Here is a 23,084-nt window from a genome sequence, read left to right as displayed (position 1 = left end):
CGATAAGACTATCACAATAGTAAAGGCTATTTATGTTTAAAAAGCACATTAATTTTATAAAAAATGAAAGCGGCGCTATATTACTACCATTTATTATCCTATTACCTTTTATTATTGGACTGATTTTTTTGTCTTTTGAAATCTCTTATTTTATACAAAAAAAAGCCAAACTTTCGGATGCCATAGAACAAGCCACATTAGCGCTGACTGTGGAGAACGACAGTAATAACCCCACTGCAACACAGATAGCAAGAAACACTGCCTTGGTAACTTCTTATGCTAATGCCTATCTGCCATCAGAAAATTTTACCGTCCCGGAAATCGAGATAATACCTCATTCTACTCATCTTGAATATCGGGCAACAACAACAATGAGTTACGCCCCTCCATTCTTAACCAAAAGTACTATTACAAAAACAGATATGAATATCCGCATGACTGACAATGCGACAGCCAGAAAAAACATATTTTCAGCGCCAGTTGAAAAAACTGAAGTGGTTTTTGTTGTAGATTATTCCACTTCAATGAATGAGCCATTTAATAAGGGAGAATCAACTAAAAAAATAGATGTATTGAGAAGAATATTTAAAAAATTAAATGATACTATATTGAGAAGTGATTATGTTAAGAGTGTTGGATTTGTTCCATTCACATGGGGAACGAAAAAGAGAGTTAAAACTAAAGAGGATGTTAATGAGTATTGTCACTTTCCTTACTCCCCCAAAAAATATAGGCCAAATAGAGATTATCTACGCGGATACACATCTGAAGAGTTAATGAACCTCCCTGAGTTAAGCCACATAGAAGGTCTTGATAAACTCGAGTCTGGCAACATTAAGTACGATGACTTTATCAAAATAAAGAAAGAATTGTATAGGGTGTATGGAATAAAAGGAGAACCTATAGATTATGGATATGGTTCATACTTTGAAGATGATAGAGATAAAAACCATGTGGCTATTGAACGTCTTAATAATATGTACTATGCAAAAACGCCTGTTTTTGTACAAAGTATAATAGCTAAAAATATCGACTATACAGAAACTATTAATTCAATAGTAAACGACTCAAAGACAATTGATATTCCTATGAGTGATATATATTTAAAAAGTTTATGTCTAAAAAATTCTGAAGCACATTCTTTAGTGCTAGATGATACTAATGATAGTTTGAGTAGCATAGAAGAATTTGAGCCAGTCGGGGATACATTAATAAGCTCTGGGATATTAACTGGTAATAAACTACTGAGGGAATCAGATAGTACAAATAATAAACTGATGGTTATTTTATCTGATGGCAAGGATAGTGTTTCTCAATATAACGTAACAAAAATGCTTATAGCAAAAGGAATGTGCGATAAGATAAAACAAAATAGTATCAGAATGGTATTTATTGCTATTGGATACTCAGCAGATGATTCAGGTAGCATTGATTGGAAAGAGTGTGTTGGTGAAGGCAATTATTATGAGGCATACAATGCCCATGAGCTAGAAACCGATCTTCGCCAGGCTTTAGGGGAAACTAAAATTCGTGAAGTTGGCCGTAATATACCTAAAAACTGAGATCAGGCGCAGTAATATTCACCGCGCCTGCTTTGATTATTTCGCGCCGCCCGCTTCCATGCCGACTAACCCAACTTTGAGATATCCTGATTTACGTAATGCATCCATCACGCTCATCAGTGTTTCATAATCCACCACTTTATCCGCCTGGAAGAAAATGGTGGTTTCTTTATTTGATTGGGTCACTTTATCCAGCGCAGCCGCCAGTGTATCGCGGTCAACCTGCTGATCACCAACATAAAGCTGATTATCGGCTTTCACTGTCAGAAATACCGGTTTCTCTGGCCGCGGCTGTGGTACCGCTGAAGATGCGGGTAAATCAACTTTGATATCAACTGTGGCCAATGGCGCTGCCACCATAAAAATAATCAGCAATACCAGCATGACATCGATGAAAGGGGTCACGTTAATTTCGTGCAGTTCACCGCTTTCATCAAGGTTATCGTTCATCCGCATGGCCATAAATCACCCCGCACGCAATTGATGAGGTTGCTTAGGAGACTTTGCTTCAGCGCTGCTGCTCAAATCAAGATCACGGCTCAGTAGTAATAATACCTGCGCAGCAACATCCCCTACCTGAGCACGGTAAGACCCAATCAAGCGAGCGAAGATATTATAGATAACCACCGCGGGGATTGCGGCCACCAAGCCGAGTGCTGTCGCCAGCAATGCTTCTGCAATACCCGGAGCAACAACCGCCAGATTAGTTGTTTGTGAGTGGGCAATACCGATAAAGCTATTCATAATGCCCCAAACCGTACCAAATAAGCCGACAAATGGAGAAATAGCACCGATGGTTGCCAGGAAGCCGTTGCCTTTACCCATTTGGCGGCTGATGGATGCCACTCGGCGCTCCAGACGGAAAGCAGTACGTTCTTTAATACCGTTGTTATCGTTCGATTCTGCCGATAACAAGCGCTCATTTTGTGCCTCACGCAGTAACAGGCCGCTGATACTCTCTGGAGAAAAAGCCTCTGCCCGCTCGGATGCAGTATCAAGGTCAGTAACCGTACCAATAACCTCATGCTCTTGCTGTAAGCGGCGACGTGCGCGGAATAACTCGGTACCTTTGGAGAATAAAATAGTCCAGGTCACAATGGATGCCAGAACCAGACCTATCATTACGCCTTTAACCACCACGTCGGCATGTTGATACATGCCCCAAACAGAGAGGTCCATTGCCAGCCCCTGTGGTGCTGGAGCCGTTAGTGACTGCACCATTGGCGCTGATGTGGTAGGGGTAACAGTGTCTGCATTAGCAGGAGTTGCCGCGACTGGGGTGATTTCCGGCGCAGGTAACGGGGTTGATGTTGCCGTAGCAGCAGATGCAGCAACGGCACTGCTGTTGCCTGGCGCGGCAAATGCATGACTGGTTAAACCTACCACCAGCAATAATGCCATCGCACCTTTCATCATTCGGCCCTGCACGAATGACTTATCTTTAATTTTTTTGCCAGCTGTTTTCACGCTGTGCCTCCACCCAATATACAGATCAATTTAAGGACGAAATCAGCTGCCGATCATATCAAACAAATGGGGGATTGATAGTAATTATCATTAGTATTTACGCCTATTTTTTGAGAAAAAACAAGAATTGCCCTGATATCAGGGACTACGCGGCATGATAATCGGGTAGGAGATCTTGGCTGTAAAGACGGAATGACATGTGGTGTAAAGATAAGAAAGGATTAATTGCATAAGCTACGCCCACATCATTAAGGCATCACTTAACGCCCCTTCCTTAATAAATTCCCTATTTTGCTACTTACGCAGCATTTTTACATCGCAAATTAACAGAAAACAGCAAGTCACCCTCTTGAGTTATTTTCATGGTGAAAGCTACTCTCACACCACAATCATCATGCTAACGTAAGTAATAAATACATCCCAATAATGAATGCTGGCCATCGAATAATGGGCACGCTGATAAGAAGGTGACAACGCGACATGTCTGCAAATAAACCTACGATAGAAAAACTGGAAACAGCCTTAGTTAGCGCGGGCAGGAGTAAGAGATTCACCCAAGGCTCGGTCAATACCGTTATTCAGCGCGCATCTTCTCTGATATTTGACTCGGTGAAAGCGAAAAAACATGCCACGATTAATCGCGGCAATGGTGAGTTATTCTATGGCCGCAGAGGCACGCTAACCCACTTCTCCTTGCAAGAAGCGATGACTGAACTCGAAGGCGGCGCGGGTTGTGTGCTTTATCCTTGCGGTGCAGCGGCTATCAGCAATGCCATTTTATCATTTGTTTCCACCGGTGATCACGTGTTGATGACCGGCTCGGCCTATGAACCGGCGCAAAGTTTTTGCGATAAAATTTTATCGCGCATGAACATCGCCACCACTTATTTCGACCCCATGATGGGCGCGGAGATAGCCACATTAATCACACCGGAAACCAAAGTGGTTTTCCTTGAATCACCTGGCTCCATCACCATGGAAGTGCAAGATATTCCCGCCATAGTGAAAGCTATCCGTACAGTTGCTCCTGAAATGATTATCATGATGGACAATACATGGGCGGCAGGAGTGCTATTTAAAGCATTGGATTTTGATATTGATATATCCATCCAATCAGGTACTAAATATATTATTGGCCATTCCGATGCCATGCTGGGGATTGCTGTTGCCAATGAGCGTTGTTGGGAGCAACTGCGGGAAGACTCATACCTGATGGGGCAAATGGTGGATGCCGATACCGCTTATCTTGCCAGTCGAGGCTTACGTACGCTGGGTGTGCGCTTAAAGCAGCACGAAAAAAACAGCATTGAAATTGCCAACTGGCTAGCAAAGCGCCCGGAAGTTTCTACGGTTTATCACCCCGCACTGCCCGGCTGTAAAGGGCATGAATTCTACAAACGAGATTTTACCGGCTGCAATGGTCTGTTTTCTTTTGAATTAAAAGAAGAGTTAACGCAGCAACAATTAGAGGCCTATCTCGACCACTTTACCCATTTCAGTATGGCTTTCTCATGGGGTGGATTTGAGTCCTTGATTCTGGGTTATCAGCCCAAAGATATCCAGGCAATCCGCAAATATGAGGGAGAGGGAATCAAAGGCACACTATTGCGTCTGCATATTGGACTAGAGAATGTGCAAGATTTGAAGGACGATTTAACCGCTGGGTTTGAGCGCATCAAAGCCACGCAGTAAAACTTCTGAGTGATAGGGTTTGTTAATGCGCGGTGACAATATCTGCGCATTAATCCCCTCTTACATTAATAATATCAACAGCACGTATATATACCCTCAAAAATTTGGTTATTGAGGATAAGATCAATGTGGATCAGCGCCATTACGGATACACTAGGTAAGACCTTACAACAATATCCTCACACGATAGGCAAACAGGAACAGAAATGGATGTATTACGCGAAATCCTTCATGCCTTATGGCAGCAGGATTTTAGTAAACTTGCCGACCCGAATGTGATTTGGGTTATTTACGGCATACTCTTTACCACCCTCTTTTTAGAAAATGGTTTGCTACCGGCTTCTTTCCTCCCCGGTGATAGCTTGTTGCTATTGGCGGGTGCATTAATTGCCAAGGGTGTCATGGGATTCTTGCCCACCATGATAATTTTGACCGCCGCGGCCAGCCTGGGTTGTTGGCTGAGTTACTTGCAAGGGTTGTGGTTGGGGGATACCAAAGTGGTGAAAAGGTGGCTGTTACAACTGCCGGTTCACTATCGCCAGCGCGCCCATAACCTGTTTGTGCGCCACGGTTTGGCGGCGCTAATTATTGGCCGATTCCTGGCTTTTGTACGGACTTTACTACCGACTCTGGCAGGCATTTCCGGCTTAAACAGCACTCGTTTTCAGTTCTTTAACTGGCTCAGTGGGCTGCTATGGGTGGGGAGTGTCGTGGGGTTGGGCTTTGCACTGAGCCATATTCCGCTGGTTAAGCACTATGAAAATCAAGTCATGACAGCATTGATGATTTTGCCGATTGTCTTGTTACTGGTAGGGTTGGTTGGTACGCTGGTGTTGGTCTGGTGTAAACGTAAAAGTGTGACTGAGTAAAGCTCTGCTACTCAAGCAGTTAAACGGCGCTTGATGCGCCGTTTTTCTTGAATGTCACCTCAGTTAGTACGCAGCTTGGCGACTTCTTCGCTCGGCGTGAGACCAAAATAGCGCTTAAACTCACGGCTAAATTGTGATGCGCTCTCATATCCCACCTTATTCGCAGCGGTACTGGCTTTTAGCCCATCGTGTAGCATCATCATTCGCGCACGGTGCAACCGGTAAGATTTCAGATATTGCAGCGGAGAGGTGTTGGTCACCGCTTTGAAATTATGATGAAACGCCGAGACGCTCATGTTCACATCCGCGGCTAATTGTTCAACATTCAAGTTATCTGCAAACTGATTTTCGATACGCCGCAATGTCTTGGTAATTTGATTGAAATGACCGTGGCGATTAACTAATGCCTGCAATGCCCCGCCACACTTGCCACACAACACGTAGTAGATAATTTCCCGCACGATTTGTGGGCCAAGCACTTTGGCATCACGCGGTTTGGACATCACATCCAGTAGCCGCTCGGTGGCGCACAGCATCTCTTCAGTTAATACAGATGAATTGACGCCGGAAGTATTGCCGAAAGGTTTATCCAGCTCATCATCACCAATATCGATTAATAAATCCTGTAGCATCTGGCTATCAATATGAATAGAAATCCCAGCCAAAGGCATCTCTGGACTGGCAAAAGTCTCACACTCGAATGGTAGCGGTACTGTCATGATCAGATAGTTTCTAGGGTCATACTGAAACACTTTACTGCCCAGATAACCGACTTTGTGCCCTTGAAAAATAATCACCACGCTGGGAGTGTACATTACCGGGGTACGCGGTTGATGCACGGTGGAATACAGAATCTTTACTCGAGGTACCGCAGAAAGCGTTAAACCATTGCCCTGAGCCAACAGAGTAATCTTCGCCGCCATCTGCGCCTGAATATTATCAACTTCAACCATAGTGCCCTCACCTGCCCTGTTAGCCGGATATGACCGACTACCTATCTTACAAATTATTTATTGTGCATATAATCTGACACTAATTGTGCCTTATTTATCCCAATTTCCACAGTATTTTGTAGGAATAGGCAAGAACAAGGCAGGAATGTGTCAATAGAAAGTAGGTTGATTCAGCTTTGCGGTGCAATCACTGAATCCTTAGAGGATAAAACCATATTAATCAATCATATAATTGGCATTAAAAGTATTAATACTCGTTTTATGATATTAATAATAATAATTCATATTTAATATCTATCAATGGTTTTTCTAGATTGGTTTCACATATAAATAAGCTTTTATCTTAATATCTCAATGTATTTATCAACATGCTATAGGTATGAAATTACATTTATCGAAATTTTAGGATTGGTGGCCCCTAGAAAAAAACGTTATATTGATTTTATAAGGAAGTTATAGAATGAAGTATTATCGGACATTATTAAATTTAATGGTTTCAGGAGCATTATCTATTACTGCAGTGAACGTTAATGCCGCTAAACCTGGTTGTGCCGGTGAAGAAATACCATCGATAAGCAATGCAACACTCATCTGTGCTACCGAACTTGGCATTAAACCCAATCAAGAGATAGATCTATCAACTGAAATTCGTGCAGCATTGTCTGATGGTAAGTCCATATTTTTCCCTGCTGGTAGATATCTTATTGGCAATGATATTGTGCTGAATGAAAAAAAATAGTTTGGTGGGTTCTGAATCCGGTACGACGATTTTTTATGGTGTAAATCAGGATAAGTCCATAACTATTGGCAATAAAGTTTATGGCGTCCCTGTTAACCAACTGACAATACAAAACATTATCTTTGATAATGCAACGGTTGATTTTTACGGTAACAAAAAAAACATAGAAATAAAAAACAATGCTTTTATTAATACAATTTCTGCAGAACAGCAACTTACTGTATCGCATCATCCTTTCACTATTCATGGCAATGTTTTTTTGCGGGATAAAAACCATCCTGGAAAGGGTATTAGCACCTATAGAAACTCTAAAACAAGAATTGAGAATAATGTCATAGGCGATATCTCTGACGAAAATATCCTTCTAACGATGAATTATTATGATATTGGTACCTTTAATGTCATTAATAAAATTAAAGAATCAGCAAAAAACCAGCAACTTAACGTTTTAGATGAACAAGGGCACTTTATATCAGCATGGTATGCGACCGATGGACTAATTAACTCCAACTTTAGTAACAATGTTATTTCTGGTAATACACTGAATTGTTTAGATGTTAATAAAAAGACCGGCAACTCTAAATGTACAATGATCAGAGACCACGTTATTTATATAAAACAATATAATAATGTGAATGTGGTTAATAATTACTTTAGTGGTTGGCCCCTTGGTGCGACTGGTCATTTAAAGTTCCGGAATGCATCACATCTTTATTTTGCTGGTAATTATCTCAATAAAACTGAATTCAATGCCAGACCTTACTCTGGTGGAGTTAATCTAAATATGAATAACACATTCATATTTAATAATATCATAAAAGAGAGTGTCGTTAGCTATTGGCAGAATTTTACAGATACCGATGATCAATATATAAATACGAATAATTTTACAGTTTTCGATAATTTATTTATCGCTGAAGATCAAGCTATCAAGCGGATCAGTGGTACCTGGCGTAGTACTCATGGTGAATTCTTAGAGGCTAATAATCTCTATGCTGATCAGACTCCAGTGGGGACTCAAGAGTTTAAGTCGGTGGATATTATCAGTGCTAAAGAACGCTTGCCTGCTGACAAAGCAGCATTGTTAGCAGTGAAACCGATTCCATTATGGAAAAAGGTAGGCGATATCAGTGGCAAAGAACTGAAAGATAACCAATTGGTCAGATTAGATATTGAAACTGACGGTTATCCATCTCAATTTGTAGTTTATGCACCCGATAGAAAAGATAATTATCACCCCCACCGTTGGGCGGCAAAGTTAACAGCTTTATTTAATGAAAAAATAAAAGGGGCGTGTGCCGGGGTACTAACCAATAGCGTGACCACAGACAATAGCTGTAAATTTATGGCGCCAAAAGGATCAAGTTATTTAAACAATATTTATACCACTGAAGGTGGGGCTGCCACTTACACCACCAAGATCATCGATAAATATCTCGAGGTTGGCTATATTTCCGGTTCAAAAATCCAACTGGGTCAGACTGTGAAATTAGCGGTAACGTTCGAGGATGGAACACATAAGGAAGTGACTTATACGCCTGACGACGAAAGCCGCACAGCAGACCATCGCTGGACAACCGAGTTGGCACATAAAATCAATGCCAATATACCGGGCTTGTGTGCAGGTCAGTATGGTGAATCCACAGACCAGGGCAATAACATCTCTAAATGCGGATCCGTAATCCCCACGAGCTCATCATATTTAAACAAGATTTATACTGTTAACGGCCAGTCAGCAAAAATAGCTATCAATACTCATTAATTATTAAGCCTGAAAAGGTAAAATGCTGGCAATTAATTAAACGGACAGATAAATTTATTTTCTGTCCGTTTTTTATACATTACGATATCGAGTTAGACAGTGGCAAAGCCCACAACATCCATTTCGAAAAATTACTTTACAAAATAATCTGACAATAAATTATGCAATATTTTGCTTGTTTTCTACAGTGATTTAGAGAAATAGGCAAGAGCAAGGCAGAAATGTGCATTGAGGTATGGCATCAGGTTGCCGACAATAGCTATCACAGATACGGCGATAAAAACTATTGCGCCGAAAGCGAACCTTCAGTTCTTATTATTCATTACCCAACGCTGGAAGACAAATCATGCAAAATTTTACCCTTCACACCCCAACGAAAGTACTGTTTGGTACTGGCCAAATCGCGCAACTGACGAAAGAAATTCCTGCTAATGCACGTATTTTGATTACTTATGGCGGCGGCAGCATTAAACAAAATGGTGTGCTCGACCAGGTTCACCAAGCACTGAAAGGCTTTGATTTTCTAGAGTTTGGTGGCATTGAGCCGAATCCTACCTATGAAACTCTGATGAAAGCGGTTGAGGTTTGCCGGAAAGAGAAAATTACTTTCCTGCTGGCAGTTGGTGGTGGTTCTGTATTGGATGGCACTAAATTTATCGCCGCGGCCGTCAATTATCCACAAGACCCGTGGCATATTCTGGAAACTACTGGCAGCGATATCAAAGAAGCTCTGCCGATGGGTTCAGTATTAACCTTGCCCGCAACAGGCTCCGAAGCTAATAACGGCGCAGTTATCAGCCGCCGTAGCACGGGTGATAAACAGCATTTCTTCTCCGCTCATGTGCAACCGCTTTTTGCCGTACTTGACCCAGAGGTGACTTATACTTTGCCACCGCGTCAGGTCGCCAATGGCGTGGTCGATGCTTTTGTTCACACTATCGAGCAATATCTGACTTATCCGGTCGATGCCAAGGTACAAGATCGCTTTGCTGAAGGCTTGTTACTAACACTGATTGAAGACGGCCCTAAAGCTTTAAGCGATCCTGAAAATTACAATGTACGTGTCAACATTATGTGGAGCGCGACTATGGCATTAAATGGCCTGATTGGCGCAGGTGTCCCGCAAGACTGGGCAACACATATGCTGGGTCACGAACTGACCGCACGTCACGGGCTGGATCATGCACAAACATTAGCGGTGGTATTGCCGGCTTTGTTGGTGGCGAAGAAACAACAAAAACGCGCCAAACTGCTGCAATACGCAGAACGAGTTTGGGGGCTGCATGACGGTAGTGAAGAACAACGAATTAATGCTGCCATTGAAGCAACTCGTGACTTCTTTGAAGGCATGGGTGTCGCCACTCGCTTGTCCGCTTACAAACTGGATGGCAGTACTATTCCTGATCTCATTAAAAAGCTAGAAGAGCATGGTATGACTGCGCTTGGTGAGCACGGTGATATCACTTTAGCCGATAGCAAACGTATCTACGAAGCTGCGGTCTAATAGTCATAGCTTGGCGGAATGTTAAGAGGTTAATAATATGGTTCTTTACAGTCCGCCTTTGAGCTATTTCCAGGCAAGCTAATAAGTCGAGTCATCACGACTAGACTTAGATCATCGGCAACAGGCTGATACAGCCCAATCACGACCCCAAGACATTGCAGTTGTAGGCTTCCTTGCAACTGCATATACGAAGGGTACGTATGCTAAGGAGATAAATATGGCGACGCAACCCATTATCAAATTGCACGATGGAAATCTGATGCCACAGCTCGGCCTTGGCGTTTGGCAAGCAAGTATTGAAGAAACACAAATTGCTGTCAGCAAGGCGCTGGAGGTGGGCTATCGATCAATCGACACTGCGGCTATTTATAAAAATGAAGAGGGTGTTGGTCAGGCGCTGAAATCAGCACATGTCGACCGTGATGAGCTATTTATCACCACTAAGCTGTGGAATAGCGACCAGGATAATCCGCAGCAAGCCCTGAAAGAGAGTCTGAAAAAACTTCAACTCGATTATGTGGATCTCTATCTGATCCATTGGCCAGATCCAACACAAGATCGCTATGTCAGTGCCTGGCGTGAGCTGATCGCATTGAAAGAGCAAGGGTTGATCCGCAGTATCGGCGTTTGTAACTTTAATATTCCCCATCTACAGCGGTTAATTGACGAAACTGGCGTTGCGCCTACCGTCAATCAGATTGAGCTTCATCCCTTACTACAGCAACGGCAAATCCATGCCTGGAATGCCACTCATCATATTGCGACAGAATCCTGGAGCCCGCTGGCCCAAGGCGGAGATGGCGTTTTTGATCAGGCAATTATCCGTCAGTTAGCGCAGAAATACAGTAAAACACCCGCACAGATAGTGATCCGCTGGCATCTCGACAGCGGGTTGATTGTGATTCCGAAATCGGTGACACCTACGCGTATTAGAGAAAACTTTGAAGTGTTTGATTTTAAATTGCACAAAGATGAACTGACGGCAATTTCGAAGTTGGATAGCGGCAAGCGGCTGGGGCCAGACCCGGATGTCTTCGGATCTGACCGCTAGTTTAATGCTTGGCTTTCCCTCTGCCTGCACTACCGAAAGGTTTATTTCCCGGTGCTCTGTTTGCGCCGGGTTTGTTGCCTGTTGTTTTCGGTGCTGAACTGCCGGTCGTTGTCTGCGCCGCTTTGCCCGAAGGTGCTTTACTCGCAGGAACCTTACCTGCTGAAGCTACATTTGTTCGGTTACCCGGCTGACGCTGACGCGTGATCGAGGTGTGCTTGGTCAGCGCTGGCGTATGCTGGCGATACGCCCGACGTGCTTCACGTTGTTCTTCCAGCGTAGGAGCAGGAACCAAACATTCGCGGCGGCTACCAATCAAATGTTGTAACCCCATTTCTTCTAATGCTGTGCGGATCATCGGCCAGTTAGCAGGATCATGATAACGCAGCAATGCCTTATGCAACCGACGCTGACGATCGCCTTTCGGCACCACAACATCTTCACTCTTGTAGTCCACTTTACTCAGCGGATTCTTGCCGGTGTAATACATGGTGGTGGAGTTAGCCAACGGTGATGGATAGAAGTTCTGCACCTGATCTAAACGGAAGCGGTTTTTCTTCAACCAGAGCGCCAAATTGACCATATCTTTATCTTCGGTTCCCGGATGAGCCGAGATGAAATACGGAATCAAATATTGCTCTTTACCCGCTTGCTTGGAATAGGTATCAAACAGCTCTTTAAAGCGCTGATAGCTGCCCATCCCCGGTTTCATCATTTTTGAAAGCGGCCCTTCTTCAGTGTGCTCCGGGGCTATCTTCAAGTAACCGCCCACATGGTGGCTGGCTAGTTCTTTGATATAACGAGGATCTTCTACTGCCAAGTCATAGCGGACACCGGAGGCGATCAGGATTTTTTTAATCCCTTTCAAATCCCGCGCTCGTCGATACAGAGAAATGGTCGGCTCATGGTTAGTATCCATGTGCTGGCAGATTTCAGGATAAACACAAGATGCACGTCGGCAAGTTTGCTCGGCTCGCGGCGACTGGCAACGCAGCATATACATGTTGGCTGTCGGGCCACCCAAATCAGAGATAATACCGGTAAAACCAGGAACTTTATCGCGAATTTCTTCTATTTCACGAATGATGGAATCTTCAGAGCGGCTCTGGATAATGCGTCCTTCATGTTCGGTAATTGAACAGAACGAGCAACCGCCGTAGCAGCCACGCATGATATTAATCGAGAAACGAATCATATCGTAAGCCGGGATCGGCGATTTCCCATAAGACGGATGCGGCACACGTTGATAAGGCAGGGCAAAAACGCTGTCCATTTCTTCGGTGCTGAGCGGGATTGCCGGCGGATTAATCCAGATATAGCGGTCGCCATGTTTTTGCATCAAAGCTCGCGCACAACCGGGATTCGTTTCATGATGTAAAATCCGCGAAGTGTGGGCATACAGCACTTTGTCAGCTTTCACTTTTTCATAAGAGGGCAGCAAGACATAGGTCTTTTCCCAGGGCTTAGGTTTGGCAGCCCGCACAGTAATAGGTTTGGCTTCTGGTTCGGGAACGCTGTCTGTTGCACAGGGTAAATCGTCACCGTAAGGGTTAGGAATCGCTTCGATACGGCCCGGTTTATCCAACCGTGTAGAATCCACACCACTCCAGCCCGGCAATGCCGTTTTGCGCATCACAACGGTGTTACGGACGTCCTGAATATCAGCAATTTTCTCACCCGCCGCCAAGCGGTGTGCGACTTCAACCAGAGGTCGTTCACCATTGCCGTACACCAGCATATCGGCTTTGGCATCAACAATAACCGAGCGGCGCACAGTATCCGACCAATAGTCATAATGAGCGATGCGGCGCAAGCTGGCTTCAATCCCACCAAGCAAAACCGGCACATGGCTATAGGCTTCTTTACAGCGCTGGCTATACACCAACGTGGCGCGGTCTGGCCGTTTACCACTTTGATTATCCGGTGTATAAGCATCGTCATGGCGTAACTTGCGGTCAGCGGTATAGCGGTTGATCATCGAATCCATATTGCCCGCAGTGACCCCAAAGAACAGATTTGGCTCCCCCAATCGCATGAAATCGTTTTTATTGGTCCAATCAGGCTGAGCAATGATTCCCACACGGAAACCCTGAGCTTCCAGCATGCGGCCAATGATAGCCATACCAAAACTGGGGTGGTCAACGTAAGCATCGCCGGTGATCACAATAATGTCGCAGCTATCCCAGCCTAATATGTCCATTTCTGCGCGAGACATCGGTAAAAATGGCGCAGTGCCATAGCACTCAGCCCAATATGGCTGATAAGAAAACAGGTCACGCTCTGGCTGGATCAGGCTGGTACTCATGGCAATACTCTTTGAATTGGGGAAAGTTGAGGTGGTTCGGGTTAAGAAATCATCACCGGGCGGCGATTATACGCATTTATCCATGAAAAGAGGAAGGATATATCTTTTGATAATGTGATTAACGCTAGCAGTTAAAACAGGATCACCGAACGATTATTCATCGAAACAATGATCCCATTCTTCTTAACCGAGCGTCGGTGCCGCTTGTGTCACCAACTGACCTACGGAGCCGCGATCTGCCATCTCAAGGCTTTGGCTGTAGAATAGGAATGGAAAATGCTCGGAAGAAACCTGATTGAAGTACACCAGTAGCTCCACACTCCCATCAACCCAGACGGTATCTTTCCAGCCACGATCTTCAGCCATCGCCGGTGCACCATTCACATTTTTCACCAAGAACGAGACGCCCTGTATATGGAATGCTTGCGGCATGTCTGCGTGTATGGTCCAGCGCTCCCAAGTCCCTTGCTGTGCTTGAGCATCAACCCGACTCATATCCCAGATAACGCCATTGATTCCCGGCAGGTCATCCCCCAAGCGAAACTCTCGGGTACGCACCACACTGCCATCAAGAATCTGATCAGAGAGCAAACGCATTGGCAAGTTATCAGTAACCAACGGCAGCAAGCCGGTCGGCTTTAATGTCAGAACCAAAGTAGAAATTAAAATACTCGATGGCTCAAATAGCCCGCGCAGTCTGTCCATAATCCCGGCTGACTCCCCCGCCGTGATAGACACTTCACTACCCTGCGACATATCAATAACCACTTCACGCCGCTCACCGGGAGCCAGTGAGAGCTGTTGTACTGCAACTGGTGCAGGCAGGAAACCTTGATCACTGGCCACCACATGCAGTGGGCGACCGTCACTCAATTGCAAGGTATAGCGGCGGGCATTGGACGCATTGAGTAAACGTAAGCGCACCCAACCACGGGAAACTTCAACAAATGGGCTTTGCACCCCGTTAACCAGCAATGTATCGCCGATAAAGCCGCCTTTGGCGGGCGGGTCGTATTCCGGCACACCAAAGTTATCAAGCCGCTTATCCTGGATAATAATCGGAAAATCATCAACGCCGTAATGGCTTGGCAATGGCATCGCTTTGCTGGCTTCATCTTCCACCAGCCACATACCCGCCAGCCCATTATAAACGTGGGGAGCCATGCGGTTGGGCGTATTGGCATGATACCAACAAGTTGCAGCGGGTTGGCGTACCGGCAAAACCGGTGACCAATCAACGCCAGGGGAAATCATGCGTGCCGCCCCCCCCATTAACGTACCCGGCACCTGTAACCCACTGATCGTCATGGATACCGGCTCAATCAGGCGATTGCTGTAAATGAGCTTAACATCATCACCGCTGTACACCCGAACCGTCGGCCCCAGATACATCCCGTTAATACCCCACACCGCAGCTTTCTGCCTGCCACTGAATGCCCAATGCGCCCGTTGTAAAGTCAAAAACAGCGGTTGACCACGACGAGATTCCAGTAAAGGTGGAACAGGTAACGAGGGTTGCTGGGTACTATTAGCCTGTGCCCTCAATGGCAACGAACCCGCGCCAAGCGCTAAGCCCGTAGCCTGAATGAACTGGCGACGACTGAGTGACATATCTTCTCCGTGAAAACCACAATCAAACCTACTGCAAAATTTTGCCTGACTGCGAATAACGCTGAAGGACGGCAAAACGCTCACGACCAGAGTCGTTTAAATAAAAATAAAAATGGATTCAGGCAAAATAATCAATGCTGAATCAACCTACGGCAAACAACTCATAGATTATTTTTCAGTTGCTGCCTGTTGGGCTATTTCTGCATCAAGTTGCTCAATTTTAGCCAGCATTAAATTGCGGCAATGCTCTGACAACTCGCGCACGCGTTCTTTACCATAACCAGTGGTATCAACGGGTGGCATTATTTCTACAATAACTTTGCCATTTGACCAACGGTTTAACTTGATATTATTGGTGCTGGATACGCAGATTGGCACAATGGGCACCCCAGCCGCGATAGCAGCATGGAAGGCTCCGGTCTTAAACGGCAGCAAACCACGGCCACGGCTACGAGTTCCTTCAGGGAACATCCAGATAGAAACGTTCTTTTTTTTCACTTGCTCAACCACTTGAGCAATAGTGCCATGTGCTTTGGCGCGATTATCGCGGTCAATAAGCAGGTTGCCAGTCAACCAATACAATGGGCCAAATAGAGGTATCCACAACAAGCTCTTTTTGCCCACAGTGACGGTGCCGGATTGAACCACATTAGACATCGTGACCATATCGTAGTTATTTTGATGGTTAGCGATGTAAATGCAGGTACCGTAGTTCGCTGCTTCTGCCGGAATCCGTTGTTCAACGGTAATCCCAAATAACACTGACATCCGGCCAAATAGATGGGCGAATGTGGCGAGATTACGCGGATTTCGTGGGCGAAACAGGCAATAAATCGAACCAAATACACACACCAGAACACAATATAAAACTGCCAGTACCGTGCGCAAAATTAATAGCATAACAACCTCTTAAACACTTATTTTTATGAAACACTCACTTCTATTAAACACAGACTCTTAGATTTGTAATCGGCGCTAGTATAGCGGCTTCCTGATAAAATACCGCGCAGATTCCTTACCTAATGATGTTACGCGAAAGCGCGCGAATGATGCGCGCGCTCTGTTACATCGACTAGCTACCTCATGATTCTTCATTATCTGTTGGTGTCGCCCGCTCTGGCGCATCAACATCAACACGGTCAATACGCTGTAGCCCACGAGGCAATGGTGAACCTTTGCGACCGCGTTCGGCACGGAATTTCTGCAAATCTTCCGGCCGTAAGGTTAGCTTACGTTTGCCGAAGTGAAGTGTAATTGACGTTTGCGGAGGTAAGACGAATAACCATACCAGGCGATCTTTACCCGCCGCCGCATCTGCCGCCGGGATCGAGACAATTTTATTACCTTTACCTTTTGATAATTCAGGTAAATCCGCCACTGGGAACATTAACATACGGCCAGCCGCAGTTATGGATAACAACATGTCATCCGGCCCATAAATCTCTAATGGTGGCAGCGCTTTAGCATTTTCCGGCAAGGTAATCATGGTCTTGCCTGCACGGTTTTTGGCGACCAAATCATTGAAAGTACATACAAAGCCATAGCCGGCATCTGAAGCCATCAATAACTTCTGGTCATCTGCGGCCATGAGTACGTGTTCAATATTGGCTCCCGGCGGCAGAGTCAACTTACCGGTCAACGGCTCCCCTTGTCCACGCGCAGATGGCAGAGTCAGTGGATCTAGTGCGTAGCTGCGGCCGGTGGAGTCCATAAACACCACTGGTTGGTTGCTCTTACCGCGGGCGGCTGCACGGAAACTATCCCCAGCTTTATAACTTAGCCCACTCGGGTCAATATCATGGCCTTTGGCACTGCGCACCCAGCCCATTTCTGACAGCACGATGGTCACCGGCTCAGACGGCACAATGTCATGCTCACTCATGGCTTTAGCTTCTTCACGCTCAGTCAGCGGCGAACGACGATCATCACCATAAGCGGCTGCATCAGCCTGAATTTCTTTCTTAATCAGAGTATTAAGTTTGCGTTCTGACGCCAACAAAGCTTGTAACTGGTCACGTTCTTTGGCTAATTCATCTTGTTCACCACGGATCTTCATCTCTTCCAATTTGGCTAAATGGCGGAGTTTCAGTTCGAGGATCGCTTCAGCCTGAGTTTCAGAAATTGCGAAACGCTGCATCAGCAGCGGTTTTGGCTCATCTTCAGTACGGATGATATGAATAACTTCGTCGATATTCAGGAAGGCAATCAATAAGCCTTCTAAAATATGCAGCCGCTTCAGTACTTTTTCCAGGCGATAATTCAATCGGTTACGTACGGTTTGACGACGGAAGACCAACCACTCGGTTAGGATCTCCACCAGCCCTTTCACCGTTGGGCGATGATCCAGGCCGATCATATTCATGTTGATACGATAACTTCTCTCCAGATCCGTGGTGGCGAACAGATGGTTCATCACTTGATCCAGATCGACGCGATTGGTACGTGGAACTATTACCAGACGAGTAGGGTTTTCATGGTCAGATTCATCACGTAAATCTTCAACCATTGGCAATTTCTTGGCGCGCATCTGGCTGGCAATCTGTTCCAACACCTTAGCACCAGAAACCTGATGCGGTAGTGCAGTGATGACCGCGCTGCCGTCTTCTTTTTTCCACAAGGCGCGCATCCGCACCGAGCCACGACCACTCTGGTAAATCTTACGAATCTCATTACGTGGCGTGATAATTTCCGCTTCAGTCGGGAAATCAGGCCCTTGCACAAACTCCAGCAACTCTTCCAGTGAAGACGTTGGCTTATCAATCAGCGCAAGCACCGCCTGCGCAATTTCTCGCACGTTATGTGGCGGAATATCGGTCGCCATGCCCACCGCAATACCGGTCGTGCCATTGAGCAGAATATTGGGCAGGCGTGCAGGTAGCATTTTCGGCTCCTGCATGGTGCCATCAAAGTTCGGTACCCAATCGACAGTTCCCTGCCCCAACTCCCCCAACAACACTTCTGCATATTTGGATAAGCGAGATTCGGTATAACGCATTGCCGCAAAGGATTTAGGGTCATCCGGTGCCCCCCAGTTCCCTTGTCCATCAACCAATGGATAGCGGTAAGAGAATGGCTGCGCCATCAGTACCATTGCTTCATAACACGCGCTGTCACCATGTGGATGATATTTACCCAGCACGTCACCCACGGTACGGGCTGATTTTTTGAATTTAGCGCTATTGTTCAGCCCCAGTTCGGACATTGCGTAGATAATGCGCCGTTGCACCGGCTTCAAACCATCGCCGATAAACGGCAACGCCCGATCCATGATGACGTACATGGAATAGTTCAGATAGGCGTTTTCAGTAAAGGTGTGCAGCGGTAAGCGTTCTGCACCGTCATGAGTCAAATCACTCATTACTCAATTATCCTCAGACTCTGGAGGCGATCACTGTCAGTCAGCAGATCGGCACCGCAAGTTCATTGTCAATTTCTGCCCGCGATAGTACCTCATCTGCGGGGTTACTGTCACAACCCACAGAATCAATGTCGTGTCGGCTGATACGCAATTTTGCAGTTAAACCGCTGCAATCCAGGTGCTTTATTGCTTATGAAGCAACAGTGTTATGCATTGTTGTCTATTTTTCTCTGGTAGAGAAACCATTAGCATACTCAGTATTCCGGGTTGGGCAGTTTCAAGCCCCTATTATTTAAATGAGTTATAGCTTTAAAAAGGTATATCAATGAGTAACGTACTAATTATTAACGCAATGAAAGAGTTTGCGCACTCCAAAGGGGCGCTCAATCTGACTCTCACTAATGTCGCTACCGATTTTCTACAAGAAAATGGTCATCAGGTTAAGATCACGACTGTTGACCAAGGTTATGATATTGAAAGTCAAATTGAAAACTATCTGTGGGCCGATACTGTCATTTATCAAATGCCGGGTTGGTGGATGGGCGAACCCTGGATTTTGAAAAAATATATTGATGAAGTCTTTACCTATGGCCATGGCCGCTTGTACCAAAGTGATGGTCGTACTCGTTCAGATGCCACTAAGAGCTATGGTTCTGGTGGTTTGATTCAGGGTAAAACCTATATGCTTTCAGTGACCTGGAACGCACCTCTTGAAGCATTTACTGATCCGAATCAGTTCTTCGAAGGGGTCGGTGTTGACGGTGTTTACTTGCATTTCCATAAAGCAAACCAGTTCCTTGGCATGAAGCCATTGCCGACATTCATATGTAACGATGTGATTAAACAACCCGATATTGAAGGTGACATTAACCGTTATCGTCAACATTTGGCCGAAAACTTTAAGTGTCAGGCTATTTGATATCACAGCATCACACTTAAGTTGGAGTCACTATGATTACCGTTTTTGCAGAAATAAAGGTCAAACCGGGCCGTCGCCAGGCGGTGTTGAATGCCATTGAAAAACTGATACCTGTCGTGCTGGCGGAAGAGGGTTGTGGCGGTTACGTGCCGATGATTGACGTACCCACTCAGCTTGACTGGCAAAAGAATTCGCCGGACTCAATTTTCATGTTGGAGAAGTGGCAAAGTGTTCACCATCTGGAATTGCATTTACAGATGGAACACATGCATCAACATCGTGAAGTGATTAAAGATGATGTTCTGGATGTGAATATTCATATTTTAGATAACGCTTAATCAACCGATCCCCAAAGTAATTGAAGTTACAGGCAGGCGGCAAGCAAACACATCCCGATGAGCTTACTCAAGTAAGTGATTCGGGTAAGTGAGAGTGGCCAACCCCCCTGCGGCGTTAAGAACGAAGGGGATCTTTTAGCCAATGACTGCCCTGCAACTTGATCTGCTCACTCACGTAATCCAGAAAACAGGTAATCCGCGCTGCAAGCTGAGTATTGCGATAATAAACCGCGTTAATCGGCTGCCAGGTTTCCAGAATTTGATCTGCCATTACCTCAACTAAACGCCCCTCCAGCTGATCTTCTCGGGTCATAAAATCAGAGAGTTCGACGATCCCTTCCCCCTGTAAAGCCAACAAGCGCAGTGTTTCACCACTAGAGGCGGCCAGATTAGGGGTAATTGATGTGCGCCCACCGGGCAATTGAGGTAGCGACCACTGATTAAGAAACTCCGGCTGAGTGAAACCGAGCAAGCTGTGATTTGCCAGGTCATCAATGGTGTGGGGAGTGCCGTGGCGTTGCAGATAATCAGGGCTGGCGAGGATACGCACCCGACTGGCCCCCAGCAGACGTGCATGGATGGTCGAATCGCGCAACGCACCAATACGAATCGCAATATCAGTGCGTTGTTCTAGTAAATCGATATTCAGGTCATCGGTATTCAGTTCAAGAATGATTTGCGGATATAGTGCGCGGAAACCGCTGATCATCGGCAAAATCACATGCTGCATAAAAGGAACTGCCGCATTCACCCGCAACCGCCCGGCAGGTTTTAGCCGCCGTAGCGCAATCTGCTCTTCAGCATCATCAACCGCACCGAGGATCTGCCGTGCGTGAGAGAGGAACAACTCCCCCTCTTCCGTCAATTCCAATCGCCGAGTGGTACGGCGCAGCAAGGTGGTCGCCAGCTTCTGTTCCAGCCGACTTAATGCCCGGCTGATGCCCGATGTGGTTTGTCCGCGCTGCTCCGCAGCCGCCGTAATAGAGCCGCAGTCGACGACCGAGGTGAACGCCAGCAACTCTTCTAAGGTGACCTTCATCGATCAGACCTCAATCTCGGCGGTATCCCCTTTCTCTTGTAGCCAATTACGGCGATCTTCTGAACGCTTCTTCGCCAATAGCATATCCATCATCGCCATTGTTTTATCAATATCGTCATCACCAATGGTCAACTGCACCAAACGACGAGTATTGGGATCAAGCGTTGTTTCGCGTAACTGCAACGGGTTCATTTCACCCAATCCTTTAAAGCGCTGTACATTCGGCTTGCCACGTTTGCGTTTTAGCTGCTCCAACACACCGGCTTTCTCTTCTTCATCCAGCGCATAAAATACTTCTTTACCCAAATCGATGCGATACAACGGTGGCATGGCCACATACACATGCCCATTACGAACCAGGGCACGGAAGTGGCGCACAAACAGTGCACACAGCAAGGTGGCGATATGCAAACCATCGGAATCCGCATCCGCAAGGATACAGATTTTACCGTAGCGCAGTTGGCTCAGATCTTCGCTGTCGGGGTCAATACCAATCGCAACTGAGATATCATGGACTTCCTGCGAGGCCAGGACTTCATCAGAAGACACTTCCCAGGTATTCAGGATCTTCCCTTTCAGCGGCATGATCGCCTGATATTCACGGTCACGTGCTTGCTTGGCAGAACCGCCCGCGGAATCCCCTTCCACCAAAAACAGTTCGGTCATGCTTAAATCTTGCGAAGTACAATCGGCCAGTTTGCCGGGCAGTGCCGGGCCGCTGGTCAGTTTCTTACGCACCACTTTTTTGGCCGCACGCATGCGGCGCTGGGCGCTGGAAATAGCCAATTCAGCTAGCTGTTCAGCCGCTTGTACGTTCTGATTCAGCCATAAGCTAAATGCATCTTTTACCACGCCGGACACAAAGGCCGCGCACTGACGCGAGGAAAGTCGCTCTTTCGTCTGACCAGCAAATTGTGGATCTTGCATTTTAACTGACAACACGTAAGCACAGCGTTCCCAGATATCATCTGCCGAGAGTTTGACGCCACGCGGCAGAATATTGCGGTATTCACAAAATTCGCGCATCGCATCAAGCAAACCCTGACGTAAGCCATTAACGTGAGTGCCACCCTGCATGGTTGGGATCAAGTTGACGTAACTTTCAGTCAGCAACTCGCCGCCCTCCGGTAACCATAACAGCGCCCAATCAATCGCTTCGGTATCCCCGGCAAAAGAACCGACAAACGGCACTTCTGGCAAGGTAATCAAGCCGTTAACCGCTTCCATTAGATAATCGGTTAAACCATCAGCATAACACCAGCGCTGCTCAGTATTATTGACCTGATCTTTAAAGACGATTTCTACACCGGGGCACAGTACCGCTTTCGCTTTGAGCAAATGAGATAAGCGAGATACTGAGAAACGCGGGCTATCGAAGAAAGAAACATCTGGCCAGAAATGTACGCTGGTACCGGTATTGCGCTTACCGCATGTGCCGATAACCTGTAGTTCCTGCACTTTGTCGCCATTTTCAAAGGCAATGCTGTAGATTTGACTATCGCGACGCACCGTCACTTCTACACGCTTGGATAAGGCATTCACAACTGAAATACCTACACCATGCAAGCCACCAGAGAACTGATAGTTTTTATTTGAGAATTTACCGCCTGCATGCAAACGGCACAAAATCAGTTCAACCGCAGGAACGCCTTCTTCAGGATGGATATCAACCGGCATTCCACGGCCATCGTCAATCACTTCCAGTGATTGATCGGCGTGCAGGATGACATCAATGCGACGGGCATGTCCTGCCAGTGCCTCATCGACGCTGTTATCAATCACCTCTTGACCAAGGTGGTTTGGTCGCGTGGTGTCCGTATACATTCCCGGACGACGACGCACTGGTTCTAAACCGCTGAGTACTTCAATGGCATCAGCGTTATAGCTGGATTCAGTCATGGTTTGATTAATATTCGGC

18 protein-coding genes are annotated in these 23,084 nt (G+C 46.1%); 9 read left to right on the top strand and 9 right to left on the bottom strand.

Annotated features, from left to right (window positions below; all coding sequences use genetic code 11):
- The first annotated feature begins 32 nt into the window (after positions 1 to 32).
- A complete protein-coding gene (locus tag ACF3VQ_RS02825; protein WP_392433307.1) occupies positions 33 to 1,562 on the top strand; it encodes a TadE/TadG family type IV pilus assembly protein in 1,530 nt (509 codons plus the stop codon).
- A 36-nt stretch (positions 1,563 to 1,598) separates the two neighbouring features.
- Here ACF3VQ_RS02825 and exbD read toward each other — a convergent pair whose 3' ends face one another.
- Together exbD and exbB are read right to left on the bottom strand one after the other, a co-directional pair.
- Positions 1,599 to 2,024, bottom strand: coding sequence for a TonB system transport protein ExbD (gene exbD / locus ACF3VQ_RS02820; protein ID WP_004390102.1), 426 nt, complete (start codon positions 2,022 to 2,024; stop codon positions 1,599 to 1,601).
- A 3-nt stretch (positions 2,025 to 2,027) separates the two neighbouring features.
- A complete protein-coding gene (exbB, locus tag ACF3VQ_RS02815) occupies positions 2,028 to 3,029 on the bottom strand; it encodes a tol-pal system-associated acyl-CoA thioesterase (RefSeq protein ID WP_392433306.1) in 1,002 nt (333 codons plus the stop codon).
- A gap of 480 nt (positions 3,030 to 3,509) precedes the next feature.
- On the opposite strand from exbB, the gene metC reads away from it, so the two are divergent.
- A complete protein-coding gene (gene metC, locus ACF3VQ_RS02810) occupies positions 3,510 to 4,721 on the top strand; it encodes a cystathionine beta-lyase (RefSeq protein ID WP_392433305.1) in 1,212 nt (403 codons plus the stop codon).
- A gap of 206 nt (positions 4,722 to 4,927) precedes the next feature.
- Positions 4,928 to 5,590 (top strand): DedA family protein, encoded by a 663-nt coding sequence (locus ACF3VQ_RS02805; protein ID WP_005160739.1) that lies wholly within the window; start codon positions 4,928 to 4,930, stop codon positions 5,588 to 5,590.
- A gap of 59 nt (positions 5,591 to 5,649) precedes the next feature.
- On the opposite strand, the gene ACF3VQ_RS02800 is transcribed toward ACF3VQ_RS02805, so the two are convergent.
- Complete coding sequence (locus ACF3VQ_RS02800; RefSeq protein WP_392433304.1) at positions 5,650 to 6,543, bottom strand: AraC family transcriptional regulator N-terminal domain-containing protein; 894 nt, start codon at positions 6,541 to 6,543, stop codon at positions 5,650 to 5,652.
- A 460-nt stretch (positions 6,544 to 7,003) separates the two neighbouring features.
- On the opposite strand from ACF3VQ_RS02800, the gene ACF3VQ_RS02795 reads away from it, so the two are divergent.
- The 4 genes from ACF3VQ_RS02795 (at position 7,004) to dkgA (ending at position 11,599) form a co-directional block, all read left to right on the top strand.
- Complete coding sequence (locus tag ACF3VQ_RS02795; RefSeq protein WP_392433303.1) at positions 7,004 to 7,282, top strand: hypothetical protein; 279 nt, start codon at positions 7,004 to 7,006, stop codon at positions 7,280 to 7,282.
- On the top strand, positions 7,269 to 9,044 hold the full coding sequence (locus ACF3VQ_RS02790) for a hypothetical protein (RefSeq protein ID WP_392433302.1): 1,776 nt from the start codon (positions 7,269 to 7,271) through the stop codon (positions 9,042 to 9,044). Before ACF3VQ_RS02795 ends, ACF3VQ_RS02790 begins: the two co-directional genes overlap by 14 nt.
- Before the next feature lie 346 nt (positions 9,045 to 9,390).
- Complete coding sequence (gene yqhD, locus ACF3VQ_RS02785; RefSeq protein ID WP_392433301.1) at positions 9,391 to 10,548, top strand: alcohol dehydrogenase; 1,158 nt, start codon at positions 9,391 to 9,393, stop codon at positions 10,546 to 10,548.
- A 217-nt stretch (positions 10,549 to 10,765) separates the two neighbouring features.
- A complete protein-coding gene (dkgA, locus tag ACF3VQ_RS02780) occupies positions 10,766 to 11,599 on the top strand; it encodes a 2,5-didehydrogluconate reductase DkgA (protein WP_392433300.1) in 834 nt (277 codons plus the stop codon).
- 1 nt (position 11,600) lies between these two features.
- On the opposite strand, the gene ACF3VQ_RS02775 is transcribed toward dkgA, so the two are convergent.
- From ACF3VQ_RS02775 to parC, 4 genes are all read right to left on the bottom strand, one after another.
- The gene (locus ACF3VQ_RS02775) at positions 11,601 to 13,901 is read right to left on the bottom strand and encodes a YgiQ family radical SAM protein (RefSeq protein ID WP_392433299.1); all 2,301 of its coding nucleotides are present in this window, start codon (positions 13,899 to 13,901) and stop codon (positions 11,601 to 11,603) included.
- A gap of 183 nt (positions 13,902 to 14,084) precedes the next feature.
- Positions 14,085 to 15,512 (bottom strand): cell division protein FtsP, encoded by a 1,428-nt coding sequence (ftsP, locus tag ACF3VQ_RS02770; RefSeq protein WP_392433298.1) that lies wholly within the window; start codon positions 15,510 to 15,512, stop codon positions 14,085 to 14,087.
- Between the two features lie 168 nt (positions 15,513 to 15,680).
- Entirely contained in the window at positions 15,681 to 16,412 is a 732-nt protein-coding gene (locus tag ACF3VQ_RS02765; protein ID WP_005174094.1) for a 1-acylglycerol-3-phosphate O-acyltransferase, read from the bottom strand.
- 181 nt (positions 16,413 to 16,593) lie between these two features.
- Positions 16,594 to 18,870 (bottom strand): DNA topoisomerase IV subunit A, encoded by a 2,277-nt coding sequence (gene parC / locus ACF3VQ_RS02760; protein ID WP_019079111.1) that lies wholly within the window; start codon positions 18,868 to 18,870, stop codon positions 16,594 to 16,596.
- Positions 18,871 to 19,195: 325 nt separating this feature from the next.
- On the opposite strand from parC, the gene ACF3VQ_RS02755 reads away from it, so the two are divergent.
- Together ACF3VQ_RS02755 and ACF3VQ_RS02750 are read left to right on the top strand one after the other, a co-directional pair.
- Entirely contained in the window at positions 19,196 to 19,789 is a 594-nt protein-coding gene (locus ACF3VQ_RS02755; protein WP_392433297.1) for an NAD(P)H-dependent oxidoreductase, read from the top strand.
- 32 nt (positions 19,790 to 19,821) lie between these two features.
- Positions 19,822 to 20,127 carry a putative quinol monooxygenase gene (locus ACF3VQ_RS02750; RefSeq protein ID WP_392433296.1) on the top strand — a complete coding sequence of 102 codons (306 nt, stop codon included), beginning with the start codon at positions 19,822 to 19,824 and terminating at the stop codon, positions 20,125 to 20,127.
- 115 nt (positions 20,128 to 20,242) lie between these two features.
- Here ACF3VQ_RS02750 and ACF3VQ_RS02745 read toward each other — a convergent pair whose 3' ends face one another.
- Positions 20,243 to 21,166 (bottom strand): LysR substrate-binding domain-containing protein, encoded by a 924-nt coding sequence (locus ACF3VQ_RS02745; protein ID WP_392433295.1) that lies wholly within the window; start codon positions 21,164 to 21,166, stop codon positions 20,243 to 20,245.
- A gap of 3 nt (positions 21,167 to 21,169) precedes the next feature.
- The gene (gene parE / locus ACF3VQ_RS02740; protein ID WP_019079114.1) at positions 21,170 to 23,065 is read right to left on the bottom strand and encodes a DNA topoisomerase IV subunit B; all 1,896 of its coding nucleotides are present in this window, start codon (positions 23,063 to 23,065) and stop codon (positions 21,170 to 21,172) included.
- Positions 23,066 to 23,084: the final 19 nt, after the last annotated feature.

The sequence above is a fragment of the Yersinia fenwicki genome (assembly GCF_043099325.1).
GTDB lineage: Bacteria > Pseudomonadota > Gammaproteobacteria > Enterobacterales > Enterobacteriaceae > Yersinia.
The sequence above is the reverse complement of the archived record's forward strand: the minus strand, read 5'-3'. Positions and strand labels throughout refer to the sequence as shown.

What these genes read in the sequence shown, in the direction of transcription:
- ACF3VQ_RS02825 (WP_392433307.1), top strand. Translation starts at nt 33, where the DNA reads ATGTTTAAAAAGCACATTAATTTTATAAAAAATGAAAGCGGCGCTATA.
- dkgA (WP_392433300.1), top strand. Translation starts at nt 10,766, where the DNA reads ATGGCGACGCAACCCATTATCAAATTGCACGATGGAAATCTGATGCCA.
- ACF3VQ_RS02765 (WP_005174094.1), bottom strand. Translation starts at nt 16,412, where the DNA reads ATGCTATTAATTTTGCGCACGGTACTGGCAGTTTTATATTGTGTTCTG.
- exbD (WP_004390102.1), bottom strand. Translation starts at nt 2,024, where the DNA reads ATGGCCATGCGGATGAACGATAACCTTGATGAAAGCGGTGAACTGCAC.
- ACF3VQ_RS02750 (WP_392433296.1), top strand. Translation starts at nt 19,822, where the DNA reads ATGATTACCGTTTTTGCAGAAATAAAGGTCAAACCGGGCCGTCGCCAG.
- ACF3VQ_RS02775 (WP_392433299.1), bottom strand. Translation starts at nt 13,901, where the DNA reads ATGAGTACCAGCCTGATCCAGCCAGAGCGTGACCTGTTTTCTTATCAG.
- ACF3VQ_RS02745 (WP_392433295.1), bottom strand. Translation starts at nt 21,166, where the DNA reads ATGAAGGTCACCTTAGAAGAGTTGCTGGCGTTCACCTCGGTCGTCGAC.
- ftsP (WP_392433298.1), bottom strand. Translation starts at nt 15,512, where the DNA reads ATGTCACTCAGTCGTCGCCAGTTCATTCAGGCTACGGGCTTAGCGCTT.
- parE (WP_019079114.1), bottom strand. Translation starts at nt 23,065, where the DNA reads ATGACTGAATCCAGCTATAACGCTGATGCCATTGAAGTACTCAGCGGT.
- ACF3VQ_RS02795 (WP_392433303.1), top strand. Translation starts at nt 7,004, where the DNA reads ATGAAGTATTATCGGACATTATTAAATTTAATGGTTTCAGGAGCATTA.
- ACF3VQ_RS02755 (WP_392433297.1), top strand. Translation starts at nt 19,196, where the DNA reads ATGAGTAACGTACTAATTATTAACGCAATGAAAGAGTTTGCGCACTCC.
- metC (WP_392433305.1), top strand. Translation starts at nt 3,510, where the DNA reads ATGTCTGCAAATAAACCTACGATAGAAAAACTGGAAACAGCCTTAGTT.
- ACF3VQ_RS02800 (WP_392433304.1), bottom strand. Translation starts at nt 6,543, where the DNA reads ATGGTTGAAGTTGATAATATTCAGGCGCAGATGGCGGCGAAGATTACT.
- parC (WP_019079111.1), bottom strand. Translation starts at nt 18,870, where the DNA reads ATGAGTGATTTGACTCATGACGGTGCAGAACGCTTACCGCTGCACACC.
- yqhD (WP_392433301.1), top strand. Translation starts at nt 9,391, where the DNA reads ATGCAAAATTTTACCCTTCACACCCCAACGAAAGTACTGTTTGGTACT.
- ACF3VQ_RS02805 (WP_005160739.1), top strand. Translation starts at nt 4,928, where the DNA reads ATGGATGTATTACGCGAAATCCTTCATGCCTTATGGCAGCAGGATTTT.
- ACF3VQ_RS02790 (WP_392433302.1), top strand. Translation starts at nt 7,269, where the DNA reads ATGAAAAAAAATAGTTTGGTGGGTTCTGAATCCGGTACGACGATTTTT.